This window comes from Corallococcus sp. AB038B, assembly GCF_003668955.1.
GTDB lineage: Bacteria > Myxococcota > Myxococcia > Myxococcales > Myxococcaceae > Corallococcus > Corallococcus exiguus.
In genome coordinates, this window is record NZ_RAWO01000001.1 from 1,973,491 (window position 1) to 1,993,698 (window position 20,208).

Consider the following 20,208-nt stretch of genomic DNA (forward strand, 5'->3'; position numbering starts at 1 on the left):
CATCTACTGGAGCGTCCGCCGGTCCACTGGCGCTTCGGGGGACTCGCCCCGGTACGGCGTGGCCGGAGGCATGAGCAGCGATTCGTGCAGCCGCCCCTCCACGTCCACCGTCACGTCCACCACGGTCTGCCGCACGGGCTCCACGCTGCCGTCCGCGTGCAGGAGCACGCCGCCCCCCTGCGGAATGCCCAACGCCCGCGTGGGCAATCCCATGCGCCGGAGGGCGGCTTTGAGGCCGGGCCACTCGGGCGGCTCGTGCACGCCGATGAGGTAGGGGGCGAGGCCCAGCACCGGGAAGGGCTCGCCTTCGCCCGGCAAATCTTCACACCACGCGCCCAGGCCCAGGTGCATGGCCCCGGCGGACACGCCCATCAGCACCGCGCCGGCCTGATGCCGCTCGCGGAGAATCGAGTCCACCCCGTGGGCCTGGAACGCGTTCCATCCCACGCGTGGGTCGCCACCCGCCAACAGGATGACGTCGGCGTCCTTCAGCCACGCCAGGTCCTCGCCGGACGGCGCGGCCGGGATGCTCCGGCAGCGCGTGAGCCCGATGCCCTCCATGGCCGCCACGAAGATGTCGTAGAACTCCGGCACGTCACCGTTGGACGCGCCCAGGTACGCGGCCTTCACCGGCGGCACGCGCAGCTCCGAGCCGGTGAGCACGCGCACGTAGTCCAGGAAGGGGCGCCCCTCCACGCGCCAGAACAGCGGAGCGCTGTCAGCCAGCAGGAGGAGGGGCGGAAGCGTCATGCGCTTCAGCCTACCGCCACTGGTAGGCGCGCACCCAGTCCACTTCCATGGTCTGCGGCGCGTTGCGCACCAGGTCCACCGTGGACTGCGGCACGCCGTAGTACGGCGTCGAGGCGCCATTCACACCGAACGGATAGCCGCCACCCACCGCGAGGTTGAGGATGATGAACAGCGGCTTGTCGTAGGCCCACGCGCCATAGCGCAGCACCTCCGCGCGCGTCGTGGTCTTCACCAGCGCCCCGTCGATGTACCACTTGATGTCCGAGGACGAGTACTCCGTGCGGTACACGTGCCAGTTGCTCACGCTGGACGACGGGTAGAAGCGGCCGTTGATGGGCGTGTTGCCGGAGTAGCCCGGGCCGTGCAGCGCCCCGGACACCCAGTCGCCGTAGCCGACGTTCTCCATGATGTCGAGCTCGCCACACGCGGGCCAGCCCACGGAGTTGATGTCATTGCCCAGCATCCAGAACGCCGGCCACAGGCCCGCGCCCACCGGCATCTTGATGCGCGCCTCGACGCGGCCGTGGCTGAACTCGCGCTTGCCCGCGCTCTCCAGCCGACCGGAGGTGAACGGGTAGCCGTTGTTCCACTGCAGGCGCGCGGTGAGCTTCAGCGTGCCGTTGCTCACGGAGATGTTGTCGCCGGAGTTCGTGTACTGCTGCTGCTCGCTGTTCACGTGCACCGTGGTGTTGGGCGCCCAGTTGGCCGTGTTGACGCTGGTGCCGTCGAACTCGTCGCTCCAGACCTGCACCCAGCGGTCCTCGCCGCCGCCGCCCACGACGCCAAAGGAGAACGACTCCCAGCAGCCGGCCGTGGCGCGGTTGGCGTACAGCGGCGCGTTGGCGCCCAGGTTCGTGTCCGCGGACACGTACTGGCCCGTGCTCTTGGCGCGCAGGCCCACGGAGCCGTCCGCGAAGGGCACCCAGGTGAAGCGCTCCCAGTCACCCACCGCCGTGCGGAAGCCCGTCACCTGACCGCCCGCGTTCGGATCCGCGGACACGTACAGGCCCGTCTCCACCACGCGCAGCGAGATGAAGTCGTTGCCCGCGTCACCCACCTGGAACTGCTCCCACCCCTGCGCGCTGTCACGGTTGGCCACGAGCGGCGCGGTGGCCCCCAGGTTCTTGTCCGCCGACACGAACTTCTGCGTCGTGCACGCCTTCAGCCACACCGTCTGGCCCAGCGGCGCCGCCGTGGCGGACTGCTCCCGCTCCGCCACCACCGGCGTCGTCAGCATCGAGTCCTGCGCGGGAGCGGAACCCCCACCACAGGCCGTCAGCCCCAGCACTGCCGCCAGCGCCCACAGCGTCTTCCCGGCTCTCGTCGCCATCGTCTTCCTCGAAGGTGTGTCCAGCTCCGACAGGGAGCCGGGACCCGCCCCACTTAGACCAGAGCAGGTAAAATGGCTTAACCTTATTTCCATGAAAAAGTTACTTAGTGGGGCCCTCGGTGTCATGCTTGGGGCGGCGCTCGCGGTCCTGCCCGGGGCGGTGTTCGCGCAAGGCCGGCCGTCGCTGGTGAACACGCGCATCGGGACGCCGTTCGGGGCGAACGGGCACTCGTCCACGGTGGACGGGCGCATCTTCGTGGGCAACATCGGCGAGGACCACGCGACCACGACGACCACGTGGATTGCCCGTGTGTTCCGTCCGGAGGCGGTGACGTACGACACGGCCGGCAAGCCGTCGTTCGCAGGCACCTTCTCCGCGGGGAAGACGGTGACCGTTCGCAACGGGGAGAACGCGCTGGCGTTCTGCTTCACCAACCCCGCCCAGCCCTACGCGCTGTCGAGCGGCGTCGCGGTGTACCAGCCGTTCATCTTCGACTCGATGATGTTCAACGGGGACAACGTCTTCCGGCGGCGCACCACGGACATCCGCGTGTCCCAGCCGTTCACCACGACAGCGGAGATTGCGTCGTTCACCACCGGCACGCTGGAGACGCTGCGCACCGTCACTGGCGCCACGATTCGCGGCATCGAGCCCACGATGACGTCCGACGGCCGGTTGATCATCTACCAGGGCGCGCCCGCGAACACCGGCGGCATCGACCACATGATGTACGCGTACAACCCCACGCCGTGCGCGGCCACGGGCTGGAGCAACCCGCGTCCCCTGTCGATGATGTTCAACGACACGAACGCCGGCGTGAAGCGTTACCCGCTGGCATGGAAGCGGCTGAAGGCGGCCACGGGCGAGGACTTCGGTGACACCACTTCCGGTGCGCTCGTGCGCGGCGCCTACGCGTGGGTGGACCACGAGGGCCGCAACCTCGTCTACATCGCCGTCACGTACACGGACGGCGCGCGACGTGAGGCAGTGAGCCTGGTGGGCGCGGACACGAACTGGACCGCGTACCACATCGACGGGGCCATCAACACGGACCGCATGGACATCGCGCACCTCTTCTACTCGGGGCCCATGTGGAACTTCGAGCAGGAGCGCCTGCCCTCGCAGAGCTTCCCGCCCGGGCAGAGCAATGCCGCGCACTACCTGCCGGTGACCAAGACGCATGACGTACTGGCCCTCTTCGGCAGCAACACCGCCGACTACAACGAGGTGGACCTGGGCGAGCTGATGGACCCCTTCCACCTGCTCTTCCTGCCCATGAACGAGCTCGTCACGCGCGCCGGAGCGTATGACCTCACGCGCACGCCGGACCTGTCCGGCCGCTTCTTCACGGGCACGCTGGTGGGGGGCGCCTCCATCTCGCCGGGCAACGCGCTGACGCGCTCCTCGCCGGACTCGCTGTGGCAGCCGCACGGCAAGGGCAAGGCGCTGGTGGTTCCCGGAGGGAGCGCGCTCGCGGTCAACCTGGCGGATCCGTCCAGCACGGTGCCCGGCGTGGGCGCGTTCGTGCGTGGCCTGTCGGTGGAGTTCGCGGTGCGGCCGGACGCGGACATCCAGCAGGGGTGCACCACCGGCAATCCCTATCGCTACCTGATGCACAAGTCCGGCGGGCTGGACATCATCCATGAGGCCAGCAACCAGGTGCAGTTCTCCCTGGTCGTCAACGGCCAGCGCGTGCGGCTGGGCGGCGGCCCGGTGCTGCCGGTGGGGCAGTGGAGCCACCTGGCCTATACGTGGGACGGCACCACCGGCGTCTTCCAGGAGTACCTCAACGGTGTGCCCACCAACCGCGCGCTGCCCGTCGCGCCGGGGACGGCCCGGCTGGGCACGGGGACGCTCTATATCGGCGCGGGCGCGAACCTGGACACGCAGCGCTGCCCGGCGAACGGCGAGGGCTCGTTCCGGGGCGCCATCGACGAGGTGCGCATCTTCACGCACGCGCGCTCCAACCGGAGCATCTGCATGACCGCGCACGGCGCCAATTGCCGCGAAGAGGCCATCCAGCACACGCCCTCCGCAGGCCAGTTCGTGATGAGCGCCCAGGCTCCGGCGTGCAATGGCACCAGCGCGTTGAACACGGCGGCGTGCCTGTCCGCGATGCACCGGGCCTGCGCGCAGCGGGGTGCGGGCGACGCGATGGCGAACAGCACCAACACCTGGGACACCATCATGCAACTCGTCAGCAACCGTCCGCCCATCTCGCTGGCGGGCGTGCCGGTGACGTCCACGGCCACGGACCTGACGGTGGCGTGCGCGCCCATCCAGCATGAAAGCGTGGCCGTGACGTTCGAGGAGCTGACGCGCATCCACGCGGGCTGCACCGACGAGCGCGGCGTGACGAGCTCCCACTGCGCCGCGGCGGCGCACCGCTTCTGCAACAGCCAGGGCTGGACGACGGGGCAGGTGTTCGAGGTCACGTCCCGGCCGTGGGTGGGCTGCTTCAACTCCGGGCTCCAGACGGACGTGGAGAAGTCCGTGCTGGGGCCGGTGTCCAACCTGGGTGACTACACCGCCCCGGGTTCACGCCTGGAGGTGAGCCAGTGGTGCCGCGCGAAGGGCTACGGGGCTGGCGTCGTCCAGGAGATTCCCGCCGCCACCAAGGCCCACGTGCACTGCTTCCAGCCGGCCGTGACGGCGTCGTGGCGGTACCTGCCGTAAGGCATTGCGTGGCCTGACGGCCCCCGGGGTTTGGAGTCAGACAGGCTTTGCTGCCATGGTGCGCCTGTTTGATTCCAATCCCTTGCAGGGGGGGCTGTCATGTCAGCGGTGCGTGGCGCTGGACGGAACGGTTTCGTTCTGGGGCTGGTGTTGTGTCTGGGTTGGCTTTCGGGCTGCGCGGGCCCGGTGGCTCCGGCTTCGGCTCCGGAGGAGGAGGCCGCGGAACCGGGAGTAGCGCGGGCCGCCGTGACGGCGCCCACGTGGACGGTGGTGCGGGCCGGGCGGCTGCACTCGCTGGGGCTCCAGGCGGATGGCACCGTGTGGGCCTGGGGGCGCAACCGGTATGGCCAGTTGGGGAACAACACCACCACGGACCGACTGGCGCCCGTGAAGGTGACGGGGCTCACCGGCGTGGTGGTGGACATCGCCGCGGGCAATGAGCACTCGCTCGCGTTGAACGCGGACGGCACCGTGTGGGCCTGGGGGCTCAACGACCTGGGACAGCTGGGGGACAACTCCACCACCCAGCGTCTCAAACCGGTGAAGGTGTCAGGGCTGACGGGCGTGGCGGCGGTGGCCGCGGGCTACCGGTATTCGCTGGCGCTGAAGACAGACGGCACGGTGTGGGCCTGGGGCGACAATGATTCCGGCAAGCTGGGGGATGGCACCCGCGTCCGCAAGCTCAAGCCGGTGCAGGTGGTGGGGCTGACGGGCGTGGCGGGCGTGTCCGCGGGGTATGGACACTCGCTGGCCTTCAAGACGGACGGCACCGTCTGGGGTTGGGGCGGCAACAGCGTGGGCGCGCTGGGGGATGGCACGAACTACTACGAGCGGCTGACGCCCGTGCAGACGTCGGGCCTCTCCGGCGTGGTGGCGCTGGCGGCGCGCAGCAGCCGGTCCTTCGCGCTCAAGTCGGACGGCACGGTGTGGGCGTGGGGCTCGAACTTCGGCGGTGAGCTGGGGGACGGCACCACCGTGAATCGGCTGACCGCCGTGCAGCTGCCCGGCTTCACGAACGCGGTCGCGCTGGGCACCGGTGATGGCGTGAACCTGGTGGCCACGGCGGATGGCACGGTCTGGAGCTGGGGCTACAACAGCCGGGGCGAGCTGGGCGACGGCACCCTTACGTCACGCATGACGCCGGCGCCGGTGCTGGCGCTGACCGGCTCCGTGTCCCTGTCCAGTGGCCAGGAGCACGCCCTCGCGGTGACTGCGAACGGCTCGCTGTGGGCGTGGGGCGGCAACCTCACGGGCCAGCTGGGTGATGGTTTCCCTGAGAAGTACTTGAGCCGGACCGCGTCGCTCTTCACGGGGGCGAAGGCCGTGGCAGGCGGGGACTATTTCTCCGTGGGCGTGAAGCCGGACGGCACGGTGTGGACCTGGGGCCGGAACGAGCAGGGCCAGCTGGGCGACGGCACGACGCAGGACCATTGGGCTCCCGCGCAGGTGCCAGGGCTCGGGTCGGTGGCGGCTGTCTTCGCGCGAGGCTCGACCGCGCTGGCGTTGAAGACGGATGGCACCGTGTGGGCCTGGGGCGACAACGCGAGCGGCCAGCTGGGCGACGGCACGACGGTGTCCCGCGCCTCGCCCGCCCAGGTGCCCGGGCTGACGGACGTGACCGAGCTGGCCGCGGGGGAAGGCTTCGTGCTGGCCCGCCGGACGGACGGCACGGTGTGGGCCTGGGGGAGCAATGGCTCCGGGACGCTGGGAGATGGCACCACCACGAGCCGCGCGACGCCCCTGGCCGTTCCTGGCCTTACGGACGTTCGGGCCGTCGCGGCGGGCGGCGGCTTCTCGGTGGCGCTCAAGACAGACGGTGCCGTGTGGACCTGGGGCAGCAACGGCCTGGGACAACTGGGCGACGGCTCGAGTTCGAATTGGCCGCCTCGGACCACGCCGGGCCTGGTGCCCGGGCTCGGGGGCGTCACCTCCGTGGCCGCGGGCACCAGCCACGGCGTGGCGCTCAAGACGGATGGCACGGTGTGGGCGTGGGGCGACAACTACCGGGGACAGCTGGGCGATGGCAGTGGCTCCATGGGGCGCTCGCCGGTGCAGGCCCTGGGCTTCACGGGCGGCACGGCCATCGCGGCGGGGAGCGCGCACACGGTTGCGCTCCAGTCCGACGGCACGGTGTGGGCGTGGGGCTACAACGGCAATGGCCAGATGGGGGACGGCTTCACCGATGATCAGCTCGCGCCCGCCCAGGTGCCGGGCATCATCGACGCGACGGCCATCGCGGCGGGCACCTACCACTCGTTCGCGCGCCGCGCCTCCGGGGCTGTGTGGGCGTGGGGCCTCAACAGCGAAGGACAGCTGGGCACCGGCAACGCGGGCTATCGCGTGATGCCCTACCAGGTGTCGCCCGCGCCCTGAGCGTCATGGGCTTGGAGGCTCCCGCTGAAGTGGACTCAGCGGGGCCTTCAGCGGCGGGATGCAATGGCGCTCGCGCGGACCGCGTCCACGAGGTCCGCGTTGGTGAACGCCTTCCCCGCGATGCCCCAGCCGCCGTCCACGGCTTCGTGGAACAGCACCCAGGTGCGCTCGCGGATGTCCGCGTCGTCGGCCAGCTCGCGCACGATGTCGGTGAGGCCCGCGGCGATGCCCGAGCGCTGCTCCTGGCTCAGCGACTTCGCGGGCGTGAGCACCTGGATGCGGACCACGCCCGCACCCTTGCCGCCGGACGCGGTTCGCCTCTGCGGCAGCACGTTCAGGAACGCGCCGGTGTTCGCGACCGCGTAGGGGATGCCGGACACCTTCTCCCACTGGAGGAGGCAGTCCGTCGTCCGCTGCAGCAGCACGGCCTCGTTCGCAGGGGAGAAGAGTCCATCGGAAGCGGTGATGTCGATCATCGGCATGGGCGGGGGTCCTCATTCACTATGACGGTTGTCATAGTCGCGCCCCAGAACTAATTAAGACGCTCGTCATAGTCAATGGGGACCGATGGCCCGGCGAACGAAGAAGCAGGAGGAGGCGGCCGCGGCCGCGTCCGAAAGGACCCCGCGGGAGCGGATGGTGTACGCGGCCGCCGCGCTCCTCAGTGAGCGAGGCCTGGCGGGCACGTCGTTCTCGGAGGTCATCGAGCGCAGCGGTGCGCCCCGGGGGTCCATCTACCACCACTTCCCGGACGGGAAGGACGCGCTCGCGGCGGAGGCCATCGCGCTGGTGGGAGAGCGCGTGCTCACGGCGCTGCGTGAAGGTGAGGGCGCGACCCCGGCGCAGGTGGTGCAGCGCTTCTTCGAGGCCTGGCGCAAGGTGCTGGTGAAGACCGACTGTCAGGCAGGCTGCGCCATCGCGGCGGTGGCGAACGAGCGGCTCGCGCATCCGGAGCTGGGCGCGCGCGCGGCGAAGGTCTTCATCTCCTGGGAGCGCGAGCTGGAGGCGCGGCTCGCCACGGCGGGATTGCCGAAGGCGAAGGCGGCCAGCGCCGCGTCGCTCATCCTGGCCTCGGTGGAGGGCGCGCTGATTCTCTGCCGCGCCCGCCGAGACATCGCGCCGTTCGACGCCATCCGCGACGCGCTGGTGTCCTTCGTGGACGCCTGACGCCCGGCCTCAGGTGTGGTGGAGGAAGGTCTCGAAGACCATCAGGTTGAGCCCTACTCCCACCAGCCCCACCACCGCCACGGCCAGCAGCGCGGTGGACACGCGGCGCCGGAAGGACGCCTCCTTCGCCATGCTCCGGATGAGCGGGATGTTCACCACGATGCTGGTGAGGCTGGAGAGGATGACGCCGTTGACGCCCGTGACCGGGGAAATCTCGTTGTGGCTGATGAGCGTGGCGGCGGAGGCGATGGAGGAAGCGCTCGACAGGAGGCCCCCCAGGATGCTGACGAAGTAGAAGCTCCCGGACCCGAAGTTGCGCTGCGCCAGCGCGCCCGCGACGTTGAGCGCCAGGAACACGCCGCCGAACTTGAGGGCCGCCATCAGGCGGAAGGGCGACTCCAACTCCAGGCGGGGCGTGCCCTCCGTGGGCGCCTGATTGGGGGAGCGGCGCCACAGCACCGCGCTCACCAGCAGCATGAAGGTGAACGGGATGGCGCAGTGCACGGCGGCCTGCGAGGCGAAGATGATGACGATGAGGCCGTTGCGCAGCAGCATCGCGCCGGTGGCCAGGAGGATGCCCCGGTAGGCGGAAGGAAGCAGCGGCGCGCCCACCTCCTTCAGTCGCGTGGCCAGCTCCACGATGACCTTGCGGCTGTTCACCAGCCCGCCGAAGAACGCGGTGACCTCCATGCCCTTGGGCCCCAGCGTCTTCAGGAGCATGTAGTTCACGAAACCCACCGCCGCGATGATGATGACGCTGGCCCAGTTGGACTGGGGCTCGATGAGGCCCCACGGGTCCACCGGGTGCGCGGGCAGCACGGGGAACACGACGAACGTCAGCACCGCGAGCAGGACGGCGGAGCGCAGCTCCTTGTCGGACAAGCCGCCCACGAAGCCCACGAGGGACTGCTTCCATGCGAGCAGCGCCGTCGTCAGCACGCCCACGACGATGGGCGTGAACGTGTGGCCCATTCCGCACAGGATGCCGCAGAAGGCCACCACCATCAGGGCGGTGGACGTGGTGAGCGCCAGGCGCTGGTGGAGCATCAGCTCCCGGACGTTCATCAGCAGCACCAGCAGCGTGACGAAGCCCGCGGACACCAACGCGAAGGACTGACCGGTGAGCCCGCCCAGACAGCCCATCAGCGCGGTGAGCGCGAACGTGCGCACGCCCGTCTTGCGGCTGTGCTCTCGCTCCAGGCCAATGAAGAGGCCAATGGCGATGGCCAGCCCCACCCGGGTCATCACTGGCGCCATGGGCCATTGCGACGCCTGGGCAATGAGGGGGGGCAGCTCTGCGGGTGCATCCATGGGGCGCTCCAGTCTCTCAGGCCTCACGGCCAGCAAAACGACTGGACCGCGCGCCCCGGTGCCTGCGGGAGCGACCCTTCCTAATGTCGGAGACGATGGCTCCTGTCAACGCATCCGCCCGGCGAGCACGCGAGGTGCTCGCGAGGGGGCGGTCGCCTGTCGGACGCCAGGCGCTAGATGCGCTCGATGATGGTGGCGATGCCCTGGCCGCCACCGATGCACATCGTGATGAGCGCCGTCTGCTTGCCCGTTCGCTCCAGCTCATCCAGGGCGGTGCCCAGGAGCATCGCGCCAGTGGCGCCCAGCGGGTGGCCCAGCGCGATGGAGCCGCCGTTGACGTTCACCCGGTCCGGGTCGATTCCCAGCGCGCGCGTCGTCTGGAGGACCACGGCGGCGAAGGCCTCGTTGATCTCCCACAGGTCGATGTCACCGGCCTTCATCCCGGCCATGCGCAGGGCCTTCTCGCTCACGGGCGCGGGGGCGGTGAGCATGAGGAGCGGCTCGGTGCCCAGCGTCGCCATGGCGCGGATGCGGGCGCGGGGCTTGAGCCCCTGCTCCTTCATGTAGCGCTCGGACGCCAGCGCCACCACCGCGGCCCCGTCCACGATGCCGCTGGAGTTGCCCGCGGTGTGCACGTGCTGGATGCGCTTCGCCTGCGGGTAGGCGGACAGCGCGATGCCATCCAGCGTCTCGCCGTTCGGGCCCACGGCCGTCTCACCCATGGCGACGAACGCGGGCTTGAGCGCGGCCAGGCCCTGCGCGGTGGTGTCCGGGCGCGGGAACTCGTCGCGCTCCAGCAGCACGGCGCCGGTGGCCGGGTCCTTCACCGCGAAGAGGGCCTTGGCGAAGCGGTTCTCCTCGATGGCGCGGGCCGCCTGGCGCTGCGAGCGCAGGGCCCATGCGTCCACGTCCTCGCGGGTGATGCCCTCCAGCGTCGCGATGAGGTCCGCGCTGATGCCCTGGGGCACCTGGTAGACGCGCTCGCGCAGCCGCACGTTGCCGCCGTCCTGGCCGCCGCCGTCCGCGCCCAGTGACAGGTGCGACATGCTCTCCACGCCGCCCGTCACCACGAAGTCCATGGCGCCGGAGGCGACACCCATGGCGCCGAAGTTCACCGCCTGGAGCCCGGAGCCGCAGAAGCGGTTGAGCGACACGGCGGACACCTCCTGCGGCCACCCCGCCGCGAGCACCGCGTTGCGAGCGATGTTCGCGCCCTGCTCATTCACCTGCGACACGCACCCCGCGATGACGTCGCCCACCTCCCGAGCATCCCAACCGCCGCGCCGCTGGAGCGCGTTGAGCGTCTGGGCGAGCAGCTCCTGCGGATGCAGTCCCGTCAGGGCCCCCTTGCCCATCTTTCCGCGCCCACGCGGGGTCCGGACGGCGTCGATGATGTAGCTGGCGGTCATGTGCGGCTCCTTTGATTTCGAATGTAATATTATCGGCGTAATTTGTAAGTCAAGGCGACCTGGGGTGGGAGCCCACGGGGGGGCGTGCAACTTCTGGAGCCCTGGACGCCAGGGCCGGCAGTGTTGATGAGCTGGAAGTCCACGGCGACCGGGGCAGACAGCGCGGCCGGAGGCTCGCTACAAGGCCATGAGCGTCCCGACCTCCCCGGGCGCGTGCGGCACACCTTGGGGAGTCGGCGGATACCTTGACGCCTCCACAGCGGCTGGTCCTGGGAATCGCCGTGCTCGCCTCGCTCGTCACGTTCCTGGACGGGGCGATCATCAACGTCGCGCTGCCCGCGATGGTGCGGGACCTGGGCGGTGGGCTCAGCCTCCAGCAGTGGGTGGTGGATGCCTACCTCATCACGCTGGGCTCGCTGATGCTGGCCGCGGGCTCACTGTCGGATGTGTTCGGGCGCAAGCGCATCTTGCGGTTGGGGCTGTTGGGCTTCGGGGCCACGTCGCTCCTGTGCGCGGTGGCTCCGACGGGCGCGGTGCTCATCCTCGCGCGTGCGCTGCAGGGGGCCACCGGCGCGCTCCTGGTGCCGGGCTCTCTGGCGCTCATCCTGTCCTTCTTCTCTGGCCCCGAGCAGGCGAAGGCCATTGGCGCGTGGACCGGCTGGACGGGTGGGGCGTTCATCGCGGGCCCGTTGGTGGGCGGGCTGCTGGTGGACACGGTGGGCTGGCGTTGGATCTTCGCCATCAACGTGCTGCCCATCGGGCTGACGCTGGCGCTGCTCGCGCGCATGGAGGAACCCACCCGCCCGGAAGGCGCGCGCATCGACGTGCTGGGGGCCGTGCTCGCGTGCGTGGGATTGGGCGGTCCCGTCTACGCGCTGATTGAGCAGGGGACGGTGGGCTGGACGCATCCCACGGTGTTGGCGTCGCTGGGCGTGGGCGTGCCGGCGTTCATCGCGTTCCTCTGGCAGGAGCGGCGGTCGCCACACCCGATGATGCCCCTGGGCCTCTTCCGGGCGCGGAACTTCTGGGTGGGCAACCTGGCCACGACGTTCATCTACGGAGCGCTGGCGCTGAGCGAGTTCCTCATCACGCTGTTCCTCCAGCAGGTGGGGGGCTTTCGCGCGACGATGGCGGGGCTGGTGCTGCTGCCGACGACGATCATCATGTTGTTGCTGTCGTCGACGTTCGGTGGGCTCGCGGGCAGGTTCGGGCCACGCCTGTTCATGGCGGTGGGCCCGTGTGTCGCGGGCGTCGGGTTCCTGCTCATGCTTCGCGTCGGCACGCCGCTGGACTTCTGGACGCAGATGCTGCCGGGCGTGCTGGTGTTCGGGCTGGGGCTGACGACGACGGTGGCGCCGTTGACGGCGGCGGTGCTCGGGTCCGTGCACAAGGCGCAGGCGGGCATCGGCTCGGCCATCAACAACGCCATCGCCCGGGTCGCGGGGCTCATCGCCATCGCGTTCGCGGGGCTCATCGTGGGCCCGCGACTGGACGTCGCGGGCTTCCACCGGGCGATGCTCGTCTCCGCCGTGCTGCTGGTGCTGGGCGGAGTTACCTCCGCCCTGGGCATCCGCAACCCTTCGCGGGAGGCCTGAGCGCGTCAGTCCTCGGAGGGCTGGAGGGAGAAGTACACGGCTTCGGTCCCCAGGTTGAAGGTGTCCCCGTCCGCGATCTTCTGGCGCTTGATGCGCTGGTGGTTGATCCAGGTCCCGTTGGACGAGCCCAGGTCCTCGATGAAGTAGTCAGCGCCATCGCGCACGACGATGGCGTGTTCGCGGGAGACCCTGCCGGACTTCACGACGAGGCTGCACTGCGGGCCGCGTCCCAGCGTGAAGCGCTCCACGTCCACCCGAGTGGCGGGACCGTCCGGGCTCAGCCGCACGAACAGGTCCATGCGCGCGGGGGCCCGTGCGGCGGGGGCGGGCTTGCGGCCCCGATTGGACTCTGGAGGCGCGTCGTCCTCGGGCTCGGCGGGACGGAGCACACGGCCCTGCTTGCGGGCGGCGGGGGCCTTCGCGGCCGGAGGCGCCACGAAGGGCAGGTCCTGCTCCTCGGATTCGTTCGAGCCCGAGTCCTGCTCTTCGTCCTCGGCGGGCGCGTCGGCCTGCTCGGCGTCGTCGTCGGATGCGGCTGCTTGTGCGGCGGCCTCATCGTCCGCGTCGTCTTCCACGGAGCCCGTGGCCTCCTCTCCCGTCTTGGCCTCTTCGGGCTCGGAGTCGTCGTCCTCGTCGGCGCTGGGGGGGGCCTCGGAGCCGATCGCCGCTGCGATGTCGGCTGCGGAGGCGTCGTCCTCCTCGGAGGACTGCGACTCGTCTTCGTCGTCCGAGCCCGCGGAGGCTGCCGCTTCGGATGCGCTCTCGTCGTCCGAAGCCTCGTCAGCCGCGTCGTCGTCAGACTCCTCGTCGTCCGAGTCCTCTTCCTCGGACTCCGCATCGTCCGAAGATTCGTCGTCGGACTCCTCGTCGTCGGACTCCTCGTCGTCGGACTCCTCGTCGTCCGAGGATTCGTCGGCCGCTTCTTCGTCGGACTCCTCGTCGTCCGAGGACTCGTCAGCCGCTTCGTCGTCGGACTCCTCGTCGTCCGAGGATTCGTCAGCCGCTTCGTCGTCGGACTCCTCGTCGTCCGAGTCCTCATCGGAGTCGGACTCTTCCTCCTCGTCCGCCTCATCCTCGTCTTCGGACGCCACCGGCACGTCTCGGGGCTGCGAGACCGCATCCACCGCCGCGAGGACTTCCTGCATGCGCGCCCGCGCGTGAGCGGCCTCGTCCACGGAGGACTGGGCCTTCACGGGTTCGGACACCGCCGCGGCCGGAGCGGCGGCCACGGACTCCTTCGCGGGGACAGCAGCAGCAGCGGGGACAGCAGCAGCGGGGGCAGCAGCAGCGGGGGCAGCGACAGCCGCAGGGACAGCGACAGCCGCGGGGACAGCGACCGCCACGGGGAGCACCGCCGGACGCACCACGGGCTCCGGGGCACGGACCGCCGGAGCCCGCACGGGCTCACCCGCGTCCGTCGCACTGAGCGCCACGGGCGTGGGCGCCACATACCCGTTCTGTCTCGCGAGCATGAACAGCGCCTGCGCGACCAGGGCATTCCGGTCCACGCCCAGGTCGTGGCTCATCTGCTCCAGCGCCCGCCACAGGGGCTCCGCGACCTCGATGGTTTCACGAATCCGATTCATGCCTAGCTGCCCCTCAGATTGCTCTGCCACGGAGAGACATTGTCCGGGTCATTGAGCCAATAGAACATCGCTTGCGTCTCCGCGTACTGCCGCTCCGCGATGGACACCAGGTTCGGGTGCAGGTCGCCCAGCATCACGCCCTCGAACAGGAATCCCTGGCCGGGCCTCGTCGTGCTGCCATTGCCGCGGAACTTGCGGTCCCGGCTCTGCCACAGCCGCTGCGAAGCCTGTCCCGCCGCCTGTCCGTAGCCCGCCGGCGGCGCGATGCGCGTGGGCATCGTGAACGTCGTCTCTCCGCACGACCACAGCAGCCACGACAGCGCGCTCCAGTCCCCGCGCAGCATCATCGTCAGGTCCGCGAACCCCATCTCCAGGTTGAGCGTCTCGTCGATCTCCACCTGCTCGTCCTCGCCCAACTCCATCTCTTCCTGCTTCAGCTCCACGGGCTCTTCACCCAGCAGGCTCGACAGGTCCGGCGGCAGCCAGGACACGGAGGCTCCCGGCTTGAACCGCTGGAGCAGCGCGCCGCGCATCGCCTGGAGCCGCGTGGCGTACTTGCGCACCATCTGCTGAATGGCCTCCAGGGACCGTTCGGGCTTCTCCGGCAGGCCGTCGTAGGTGCAGCTCGGAGGCTCCTGTCCCGCCCAGAAGTCGAACCGGGGGAACAACGCCCGCGCGTACGTGGCCAGGAACCGGGCGGTGTCCGGCTCCACTTCCGCGAGCCCCTCCGCGTCCTTCTGCACCTGATCCGCCACGCCCAGGTTCAACAGGATGAGGCCGCGCGTGAACAGGTACGCCTTGCGATCCGGCGCGAGCAGCATCGCCGCGTGCAGGAAGTCCAGCGCCGCGCGAGGCCGGTCCGTCTGGTCCAACAGCACCGCGTAGCCCCGCAGCAGCGTGGCCGCTTCACCGCCGCGCATGAGCGCGTCCGCCATGGGGGCCCACGCCTGTCCCGCATCCCCCACCACGCTGTCCGCGACCTGTCGAGCCGAGTCCTGTGTGCGCGGCAGCGTCAGCTCCTCCAGGCCCTGCTTCAGCGGCTGGACGTCCAGCGACGTGGCGCACGCACGCGCCGTGGCCAGCAGGGCTTCGCGGTAGCGCCGGTCCGCGCGGGCCTCCTTCGCCAGCTCGCGCCAACCTTCCGCGCTCCGGGGGAGATTGGAGAACACCGGCGAGCGCGCCAGCGTGTGTTCATCCATCGCGTGGCCCAGGTCGCGCTTGAGCACCACCGCCCGCTGCGCGTCCATCAGGGACCACTCGCCACACGCGAAGTCGCCTTCCGCCCGGCCCTCCTCGAAGTGGACGCGGAAGTCCGCGTAGGTGTCCTCCGCGCGCGACCAGTAGCGCCCGTGCCGCCGTCCGTTGTCGAACTCGGCCTCCCAGAGCAGCTGGCCCTGCGCGTCCCAGAAGCGGGTGGGGCCGTGGCGCTCGCGGTCCGCGTTGAGCGTGACCTTGGCCCACTGGTTGAGGTCCTCGCGCAGCTCCGCGTCCTCGGGCAGGTGGGCCGGACGGGTGGGGTAGGGCTCGCCGGTGGAGGGCACCACGCGCTGGCCATCGCCGTTGAAGTGCTCCACCTGTCGCACGGTGCCGCGGTCGTAGTGCATCACCGTCTTGCGCACGCGCTCGCTCACGCCGCCTTCGTGCATGCGCTCGGAGGTGAAGCCGTCGGAGGCAATCCAGGTGCGGGGGCCGTGGAGCTGGCCCTGCTCGAAGGCGCCCTCCTGGGACACCGCGCCGTCCTCGTGGAAGCGCCTGAAGGGGCCGTGCGGATTGCCTTGCACCATGATGCATTCGTTGCAGAGGGTGCCGTCGGCGCGCCAGTACCGCCACGTGCCGTGCGGCCGGCCCTTGGCGTCCTTCGGTCCGAAGGACCACTCCTCGTCGCCGTCGTCCCAGGTGGCGCCCTCGGGGACGCCGGTGGGGAGCTCGCCCGCCTCGGTCCGCTCGCGGTTCGCCTTGCGGCGCTCCACCTCGGTGACGTCCACGGCGCGCAGCGCGACCAGCAGCCGGTCCAGCGCCTCGGTGGACAGCGCCTCGGAGACGCGGCGGACCTCCAGGCCGTCCTTGAACGCGACGATGGTGGGGTACGCGTCGATGCCCAGCGGTTCGGCCACGGCCTCGTGGGCCTCCGCGTCGAGCCGGGCGAAGGTGATGTCCGGGAACCGCGTGGCGGCCTCGGAGAAGACCGGGGCGAACGCATGGCAGGGTTCACACCACTGCGCCCAGAAATCCACGACGCACATGCCGGGCTTCTGGGTGACTGCTTCGAAATCCTCCGGGGTCAATTCGACCGGGACGCCTGCCAACGGGAACTCCTGCTCAAGGGGAGGGGCAGATAAGAGGGGCGCCGGGGGCTCGCGTCAACCGGCGCGTCACGGGGAGTCCGGCTTCCGTCCCGGCCGGACAGGGACGGAGGGTGCGTCCGAGCGCAGCAGGAGGCGAGACTGTGGAACGATGACGGGATGCGGCCCACCCTCGTGGTCATCAACGGTGAACAGTACTGGCAGCGGTACTTCCCGGAATACGAGGTCGTCTCCCGCAGGCTTCAGGAGTGTTCCTGGGTACTGCGCGGTGGCGACCTCTGGTGCGTCAGCCGCGAGTCCGCGACCCGGCTGGACGGCGTGCTCTGGCGGGTGGGTGCCATCCGCCCGGACCCCAGGCACCGCGCGACGCTGGAGCTCATCCGCCTGAGCGGCGTGCCCTGTTCCAACCCGGCGTCCGTGCTGGCGCGCTGTCACGACCGGTTGTCGATGCTGGCGGAGATGCGTGAGGCGGGGCTGCCGGTCATCCCGTTCGACGCCGCGCTCGGCGACGACATGCTGCGCCGGCTGGAGCGGCCCGTGCCGTTCGTCGTCAAGGTCGGCAATCACCACGCGGGGCTGGGCAAGGCGCTGGTGCGCGACGCGGGCGCGTGGCCGGAGATCGCGGACCTCCTCTTCGCCGCGGACGACTACGCGGTCGTCGAGCCCTTCATCGACTACGAGCGCGACGTCCGCTGCCTCGCGGTGGGCGAGCGCATGTGGGCGATGACGCGGGCGAGCGCGGGCTGGAAGGCCAATGTCGACACGCGCAAGTACCAGGTCATCGACCCGCCGCCGGAGCTCGCGGAGCACACGCGCCGGGCCATGCGGCATCTGGGCGCGGACGTGCTGGGCCTGGACTTCCTCCAGGCGAAGGACGGCGCCTACACACTTCTGGAGTGCAACGACACGCCGGGCCTGTCCGGCTTCCCGGAGGAGCTGCGGGAGGACGTCGCGGAGTGCCTGCGCGTCCGGATGCTCCAGCGCTGAGAGGAGCGCTAGACAATCGGCAAGCCATCCTTCGGTCCGAAGTTCACGGCCAGGACGCCCGCCTCGCGGAGCGCAACGACACCGCCACGGTGTGCTGGAGCGGGCACCAGGGGGCAGTGGGGCGCGAAGTCACGCCTGCGCGGAGGCAAGGATGAAGCCACGGCGGCGGCCGCCCGTCGGGCGCGCTGGCTGGAAACTTGTCCGACCGTCGGACAGGTTCGCGGCGCATGCGGCCCGAGGCCGCGAACTCGTCCGACGGTCGGACAGGTTCGCGGCGCTTGCAGCCCGAAGCCATGAACCTGTCCGACAGTCGGAAAGGTTTTGACCGCTCGGGGCCGGAGCGGGCGCCTCCCGGTAGCCGGCGCGGACGGGGCTTACGTGTCCATGTCAGACCTCGATGGTTGTCTGCGCTGTACTTCCGTGGAGGAGGGGGCAACGCACTTCCTGGCGACCTCCTTCGGCGGGGGCGTCGACAGCCGTTGGGGCAGGCTGGCACCCTGGGAGTTCCTCCTTCCCCCCGGAGCCCCCTCATGCGCCGTCTCTCCGTTCCGCGGTGGATGTCCTCCTGGCTTGGAGGCGGGCTCGCCGTCGCGCTCGGCCTCACCGGCTGCGGCCCGGCGGAGTCTCCGGAGGACTTCCGGCTGGCGGAGGCAGAAGCGGCGGTCACGTTCGAGCCCGCGTCGGGCGTCCTCTTCGGTGCGTTCGCGGGCAAGCGCGGCACGGAGGACCACGCGGCGGCGCTGGACGCGCTGGAGCGGCTGGCGGAGCGGAAGATGGACGTCCACCGCGTCTACGCGGTGTGGGACGAAGCGCAGCCGAACAAGTTCCTGCTCGCGGACCTGGAGCGCGGCCGCATCCCGCTTCTGTCCATCACGGCGAAGCGGCAGGACGGCAGTGGTGTGTCGTGGGCAAGCATCGCGAGCGGGGCCCAGGACGCGCAGCTCAAGGCGCACGCGCTGGCGCTCAAGGGCACGGGCAAGCCGCTGTTCCTCATCTTCAATCACGAGCCGGACATGGCGGGCACGGCCCACGGCTCGCCCGCGGAGTTCGCGGCCGCGTTCCGCCGGCTGGTCACGGTGTTCCGTCAGCAGGGCGTGACGAACGTGAGCTACTCGATGACGCTCGTCCCCTACAGCTTCCAGTCGGGCGCGGCGGACGCGTTCTGGCCGGGCAGCACCTATGTGGATTGGGTGGGCGCGGATGCCTACAACTGGAACGGCTGCAACCCCACGGCGGGCGACACGTGGCGCTCGCTGGAGGAGGCAGTGGCGCCGGTGCTCTCGTGGGCCAATGTGAAGGGCAAGCCGGTGATGCTGCCGGAGTGGGGCTCCGTGGAGGACGCGAGCACGGCCGGGCGCAAGGGCCAGTGGTTCCGGGACGCGCTGGACACGTTCAAGCGCCACCCGGAGATCAAGGTCGCGTCGTACTTCCACACCACCGGCACCTGCTCGTGGTGGCTGGACTCCTCCGCGTCCAGCGCGGATGGCTTCCAGGCATTGGGAGCGAGCGGCTACACGCACGCGACGGCGGCGGCCTGGCTCCAGCCGTCCACCCTGACGGGCACGGCGCCGCTCACGGTGATGTTCGACCTCTCCGGCAGCACGGGCTTCCAGTCCACGACGGGCACGGGCAACGACGCCTGGAGCCTGGACTTCGGAGACGGCAGCGCGAAGGTGACGGGGAGGGGGCGGCCCACCGCGGTCCAGACGCACCGCTACACGGTAAAGGGCACGTACCGCGCGAGCCTCACCGTGACGGACTGGAAGGGCGTCCAGAACAGCGACACGCGCATCATCACGGTGAAGTGAGCGTCAGGTCGGCAGCCGGAAATAGAACCGGAACCCCGCGTCCCTCAGCGCGCGGAACCGCGTCAGCAGGCCGTCATCCATCCAGAGGTGGGCCAGGTCCTGGACGCGCATGCGCTCGGGGACGAGGGTGTGCGTGTTGAAGTCCCACGCCTCCGCGCCCATGCAGCGGGCGAGGACCTCCGCATGGAAGGCCCCCATCCCGCCGACGAAGAACGACACGATGATCCGCGTGCCTTCACGCGTGTCGGTGTACCGCTCGGCGCCGTAGTCCATGTGGTCCACCAGCTCGCGGCGGAAGACTCCCGTGGCAACCACCTGCGCCTCCACCGCCACCTCCGGAAGCGAGGCGAGACGGCCCGTGTTCCGGAGCAGCGGTTCCACGGCGTTGCCGATGTCGAAGAGGTCCACGTCCAGGCACCCGCGCACGAGCATCAGGGCTTCGAGCAGGCCCTCCCGGTCGAAGGTGTCCAGCACCGTCTCCGCGTCCTTCGCGGAGAGCGAAAAAGAAGGGGACATGGGGCTAGCCGTTGGGTTGGAAGAAGAACTCGAAGCCCGCGTCGCGCAGACGCAGGAAGCACTCCAGCCGGTGCTCCTCGCCGGGGTACAGGAACCGCCGCACCGCCTCCACGTCCACACGCCATGGGTCCAGCGCGTGGGTGTTGAAGTCCCACGCCTCCGCTCCCATGCATCCAGCCAGCTCCCGGCTGCGCGAGCTGCCCTCCGGCGCCAGGAACACGGAGACGACGATGATGGCCCCGTCGCGGGTGTTCCGATGCCACTCCGCCGGCTGCTGGAGGAACGGCACCAGCTCGCGGCGGAACGGGCCGATGCCCAGGACCTCTCCGTACATGCCCATGTGTCCGAACCTCCCGTGTGTCAGGCCCCGGCGGACGGCGGCGTCCCGCGAGCCTG

At 70.2% G+C, this 20,208-nt stretch carries 15 protein-coding genes; 6 read left to right on the forward strand and 9 right to left on the reverse strand.

Annotation, left to right across the window (positions count from 1 at the left end; translation table 11 throughout):
- Positions 1–3: 3 nt before the first annotated feature.
- Positions 4–750 (reverse strand): Type 1 glutamine amidotransferase-like domain-containing protein, encoded by a 747-nt coding sequence (locus tag D7Y04_RS08285; RefSeq protein WP_158627465.1) that lies wholly within the window; start codon positions 748–750, stop codon positions 4–6.
- Positions 751–760: 10 nt separating this feature from the next.
- On the reverse strand, positions 761–2,080 hold the full coding sequence (locus D7Y04_RS08290; RefSeq protein ID WP_120593785.1) for a family 16 glycosylhydrolase: 1,320 nt from the start codon (positions 2,078–2,080) through the stop codon (positions 761–763).
- Positions 2,081–2,204: 124 nt separating this feature from the next.
- Between D7Y04_RS08290 and D7Y04_RS08295 the strand changes: the two genes are divergently transcribed.
- On the forward strand, positions 2,205–4,757 hold the full coding sequence (locus D7Y04_RS08295) for a LamG domain-containing protein (protein WP_233601304.1): 2,553 nt from the start codon (positions 2,205–2,207) through the stop codon (positions 4,755–4,757).
- 99 nt (positions 4,758–4,856) lie between these two features.
- Positions 4,857–7,130: an RCC1 repeat-containing protein gene (locus D7Y04_RS08300; protein WP_233601305.1), complete on the forward strand. Its 2,274-nt coding sequence runs from the start codon at positions 4,857–4,859 to the stop codon at positions 7,128–7,130.
- Positions 7,131–7,177: 47 nt separating this feature from the next.
- Here the strand turns inward: D7Y04_RS08300 and D7Y04_RS08305 are convergent, their stop codons facing one another.
- Positions 7,178–7,612 (reverse strand): tautomerase family protein, encoded by a 435-nt coding sequence (locus D7Y04_RS08305; protein ID WP_120593788.1) that lies wholly within the window; start codon positions 7,610–7,612, stop codon positions 7,178–7,180.
- 85 nt (positions 7,613–7,697) lie between these two features.
- Between D7Y04_RS08305 and D7Y04_RS08310 the strand changes: the two genes are divergently transcribed.
- Positions 7,698–8,297, forward strand: coding sequence for a TetR/AcrR family transcriptional regulator (locus D7Y04_RS08310; RefSeq protein ID WP_233601306.1), 600 nt, complete (start codon positions 7,698–7,700; stop codon positions 8,295–8,297).
- Positions 8,298–8,306: 9 nt separating this feature from the next.
- Here D7Y04_RS08310 and D7Y04_RS08315 read toward each other — a convergent pair whose 3' ends face one another.
- Both D7Y04_RS08315 and D7Y04_RS08320 read right to left on the reverse strand, forming a co-directional pair.
- Positions 8,307–9,608: an MgtC/SapB family protein gene (locus D7Y04_RS08315; protein ID WP_120593789.1), complete on the reverse strand. Its 1,302-nt coding sequence runs from the start codon at positions 9,606–9,608 to the stop codon at positions 8,307–8,309.
- Between the two features lie 173 nt (positions 9,609–9,781).
- On the reverse strand, positions 9,782–11,017 hold the full coding sequence (locus tag D7Y04_RS08320) for an acetyl-CoA C-acetyltransferase (RefSeq protein ID WP_121758860.1): 1,236 nt from the start codon (positions 11,015–11,017) through the stop codon (positions 9,782–9,784).
- Between the two features lie 245 nt (positions 11,018–11,262).
- Between D7Y04_RS08320 and D7Y04_RS08325 the strand changes: the two genes are divergently transcribed.
- Positions 11,263–12,612 carry an MFS transporter gene (locus D7Y04_RS08325; protein WP_233601307.1) on the forward strand — a complete coding sequence of 450 codons (1,350 nt, stop codon included), beginning with the start codon at positions 11,263–11,265 and terminating at the stop codon, positions 12,610–12,612.
- Positions 12,613–12,617: 5 nt separating this feature from the next.
- Here D7Y04_RS08325 and D7Y04_RS08330 read toward each other — a convergent pair whose 3' ends face one another.
- Positions 12,618–14,198 carry an FHA domain-containing protein gene (locus D7Y04_RS08330; protein WP_121758861.1) on the reverse strand — a complete coding sequence of 527 codons (1,581 nt, stop codon included), beginning with the start codon at positions 14,196–14,198 and terminating at the stop codon, positions 12,618–12,620.
- 2 nt (positions 14,199–14,200) lie between these two features.
- Entirely contained in the window at positions 14,201–16,504 is a 2,304-nt protein-coding gene (locus D7Y04_RS08335; protein WP_121758862.1) for a thioredoxin family protein, read from the reverse strand.
- Positions 16,505–16,660: 156 nt separating this feature from the next.
- Between D7Y04_RS08335 and D7Y04_RS08340 the strand changes: the two genes are divergently transcribed.
- Positions 16,661–17,488: a RimK family alpha-L-glutamate ligase gene (locus D7Y04_RS08340; RefSeq protein ID WP_121758863.1), complete on the forward strand. Its 828-nt coding sequence runs from the start codon at positions 16,661–16,663 to the stop codon at positions 17,486–17,488.
- 530 nt (positions 17,489–18,018) lie between these two features.
- Positions 18,019–19,296 (forward strand): PKD domain-containing protein, encoded by a 1,278-nt coding sequence (locus D7Y04_RS08345; RefSeq protein ID WP_158627466.1) that lies wholly within the window; start codon positions 18,019–18,021, stop codon positions 19,294–19,296.
- A gap of 3 nt (positions 19,297–19,299) precedes the next feature.
- Here D7Y04_RS08345 and D7Y04_RS08350 read toward each other — a convergent pair whose 3' ends face one another.
- Complete coding sequence (locus D7Y04_RS08350; RefSeq protein ID WP_121758865.1) at positions 19,300–19,812, reverse strand: hypothetical protein; 513 nt, start codon at positions 19,810–19,812, stop codon at positions 19,300–19,302.
- A gap of 4 nt (positions 19,813–19,816) precedes the next feature.
- A complete protein-coding gene (locus D7Y04_RS08355; RefSeq protein WP_121758866.1) occupies positions 19,817–20,152 on the reverse strand; it encodes a hypothetical protein in 336 nt (111 codons plus the stop codon).
- Positions 20,153–20,208: the final 56 nt, after the last annotated feature.

Coding starts and splice junctions, on each gene's coding strand:
- D7Y04_RS08285 (WP_158627465.1), bottom strand. CDS start 750: ATGACGCTTCCGCCCCTCCTCCTGCTGGCTGACAGCGCTCCGCTGTTC.
- D7Y04_RS08290 (WP_120593785.1), bottom strand. CDS start 2,080: ATGGCGACGAGAGCCGGGAAGACGCTGTGGGCGCTGGCGGCAGTGCTG.
- D7Y04_RS08295 (WP_233601304.1), top strand. CDS start 2,205: ATGCTTGGGGCGGCGCTCGCGGTCCTGCCCGGGGCGGTGTTCGCGCAA.
- D7Y04_RS08300 (WP_233601305.1), top strand. CDS start 4,857: ATGTCAGCGGTGCGTGGCGCTGGACGGAACGGTTTCGTTCTGGGGCTG.
- D7Y04_RS08305 (WP_120593788.1), bottom strand. CDS start 7,612: ATGCCGATGATCGACATCACCGCTTCCGATGGACTCTTCTCCCCTGCG.
- D7Y04_RS08310 (WP_233601306.1), top strand. CDS start 7,698: ATGGCCCGGCGAACGAAGAAGCAGGAGGAGGCGGCCGCGGCCGCGTCC.
- D7Y04_RS08315 (WP_120593789.1), bottom strand. CDS start 9,608: ATGGATGCACCCGCAGAGCTGCCCCCCCTCATTGCCCAGGCGTCGCAA.
- D7Y04_RS08320 (WP_121758860.1), bottom strand. CDS start 11,017: ATGACCGCCAGCTACATCATCGACGCCGTCCGGACCCCGCGTGGGCGC.
- D7Y04_RS08330 (WP_121758861.1), bottom strand. CDS start 14,198: ATGAATCGGATTCGTGAAACCATCGAGGTCGCGGAGCCCCTGTGGCGG.
- D7Y04_RS08340 (WP_121758863.1), top strand. CDS start 16,661: ATGCGGCCCACCCTCGTGGTCATCAACGGTGAACAGTACTGGCAGCGG.
- D7Y04_RS08345 (WP_158627466.1), top strand. CDS start 18,019: ATGCGCCGTCTCTCCGTTCCGCGGTGGATGTCCTCCTGGCTTGGAGGC.
- D7Y04_RS08350 (WP_121758865.1), bottom strand. CDS start 19,812: ATGTCCCCTTCTTTTTCGCTCTCCGCGAAGGACGCGGAGACGGTGCTG.
- D7Y04_RS08355 (WP_121758866.1), bottom strand. CDS start 20,152: ATGGGCATGTACGGAGAGGTCCTGGGCATCGGCCCGTTCCGCCGCGAG.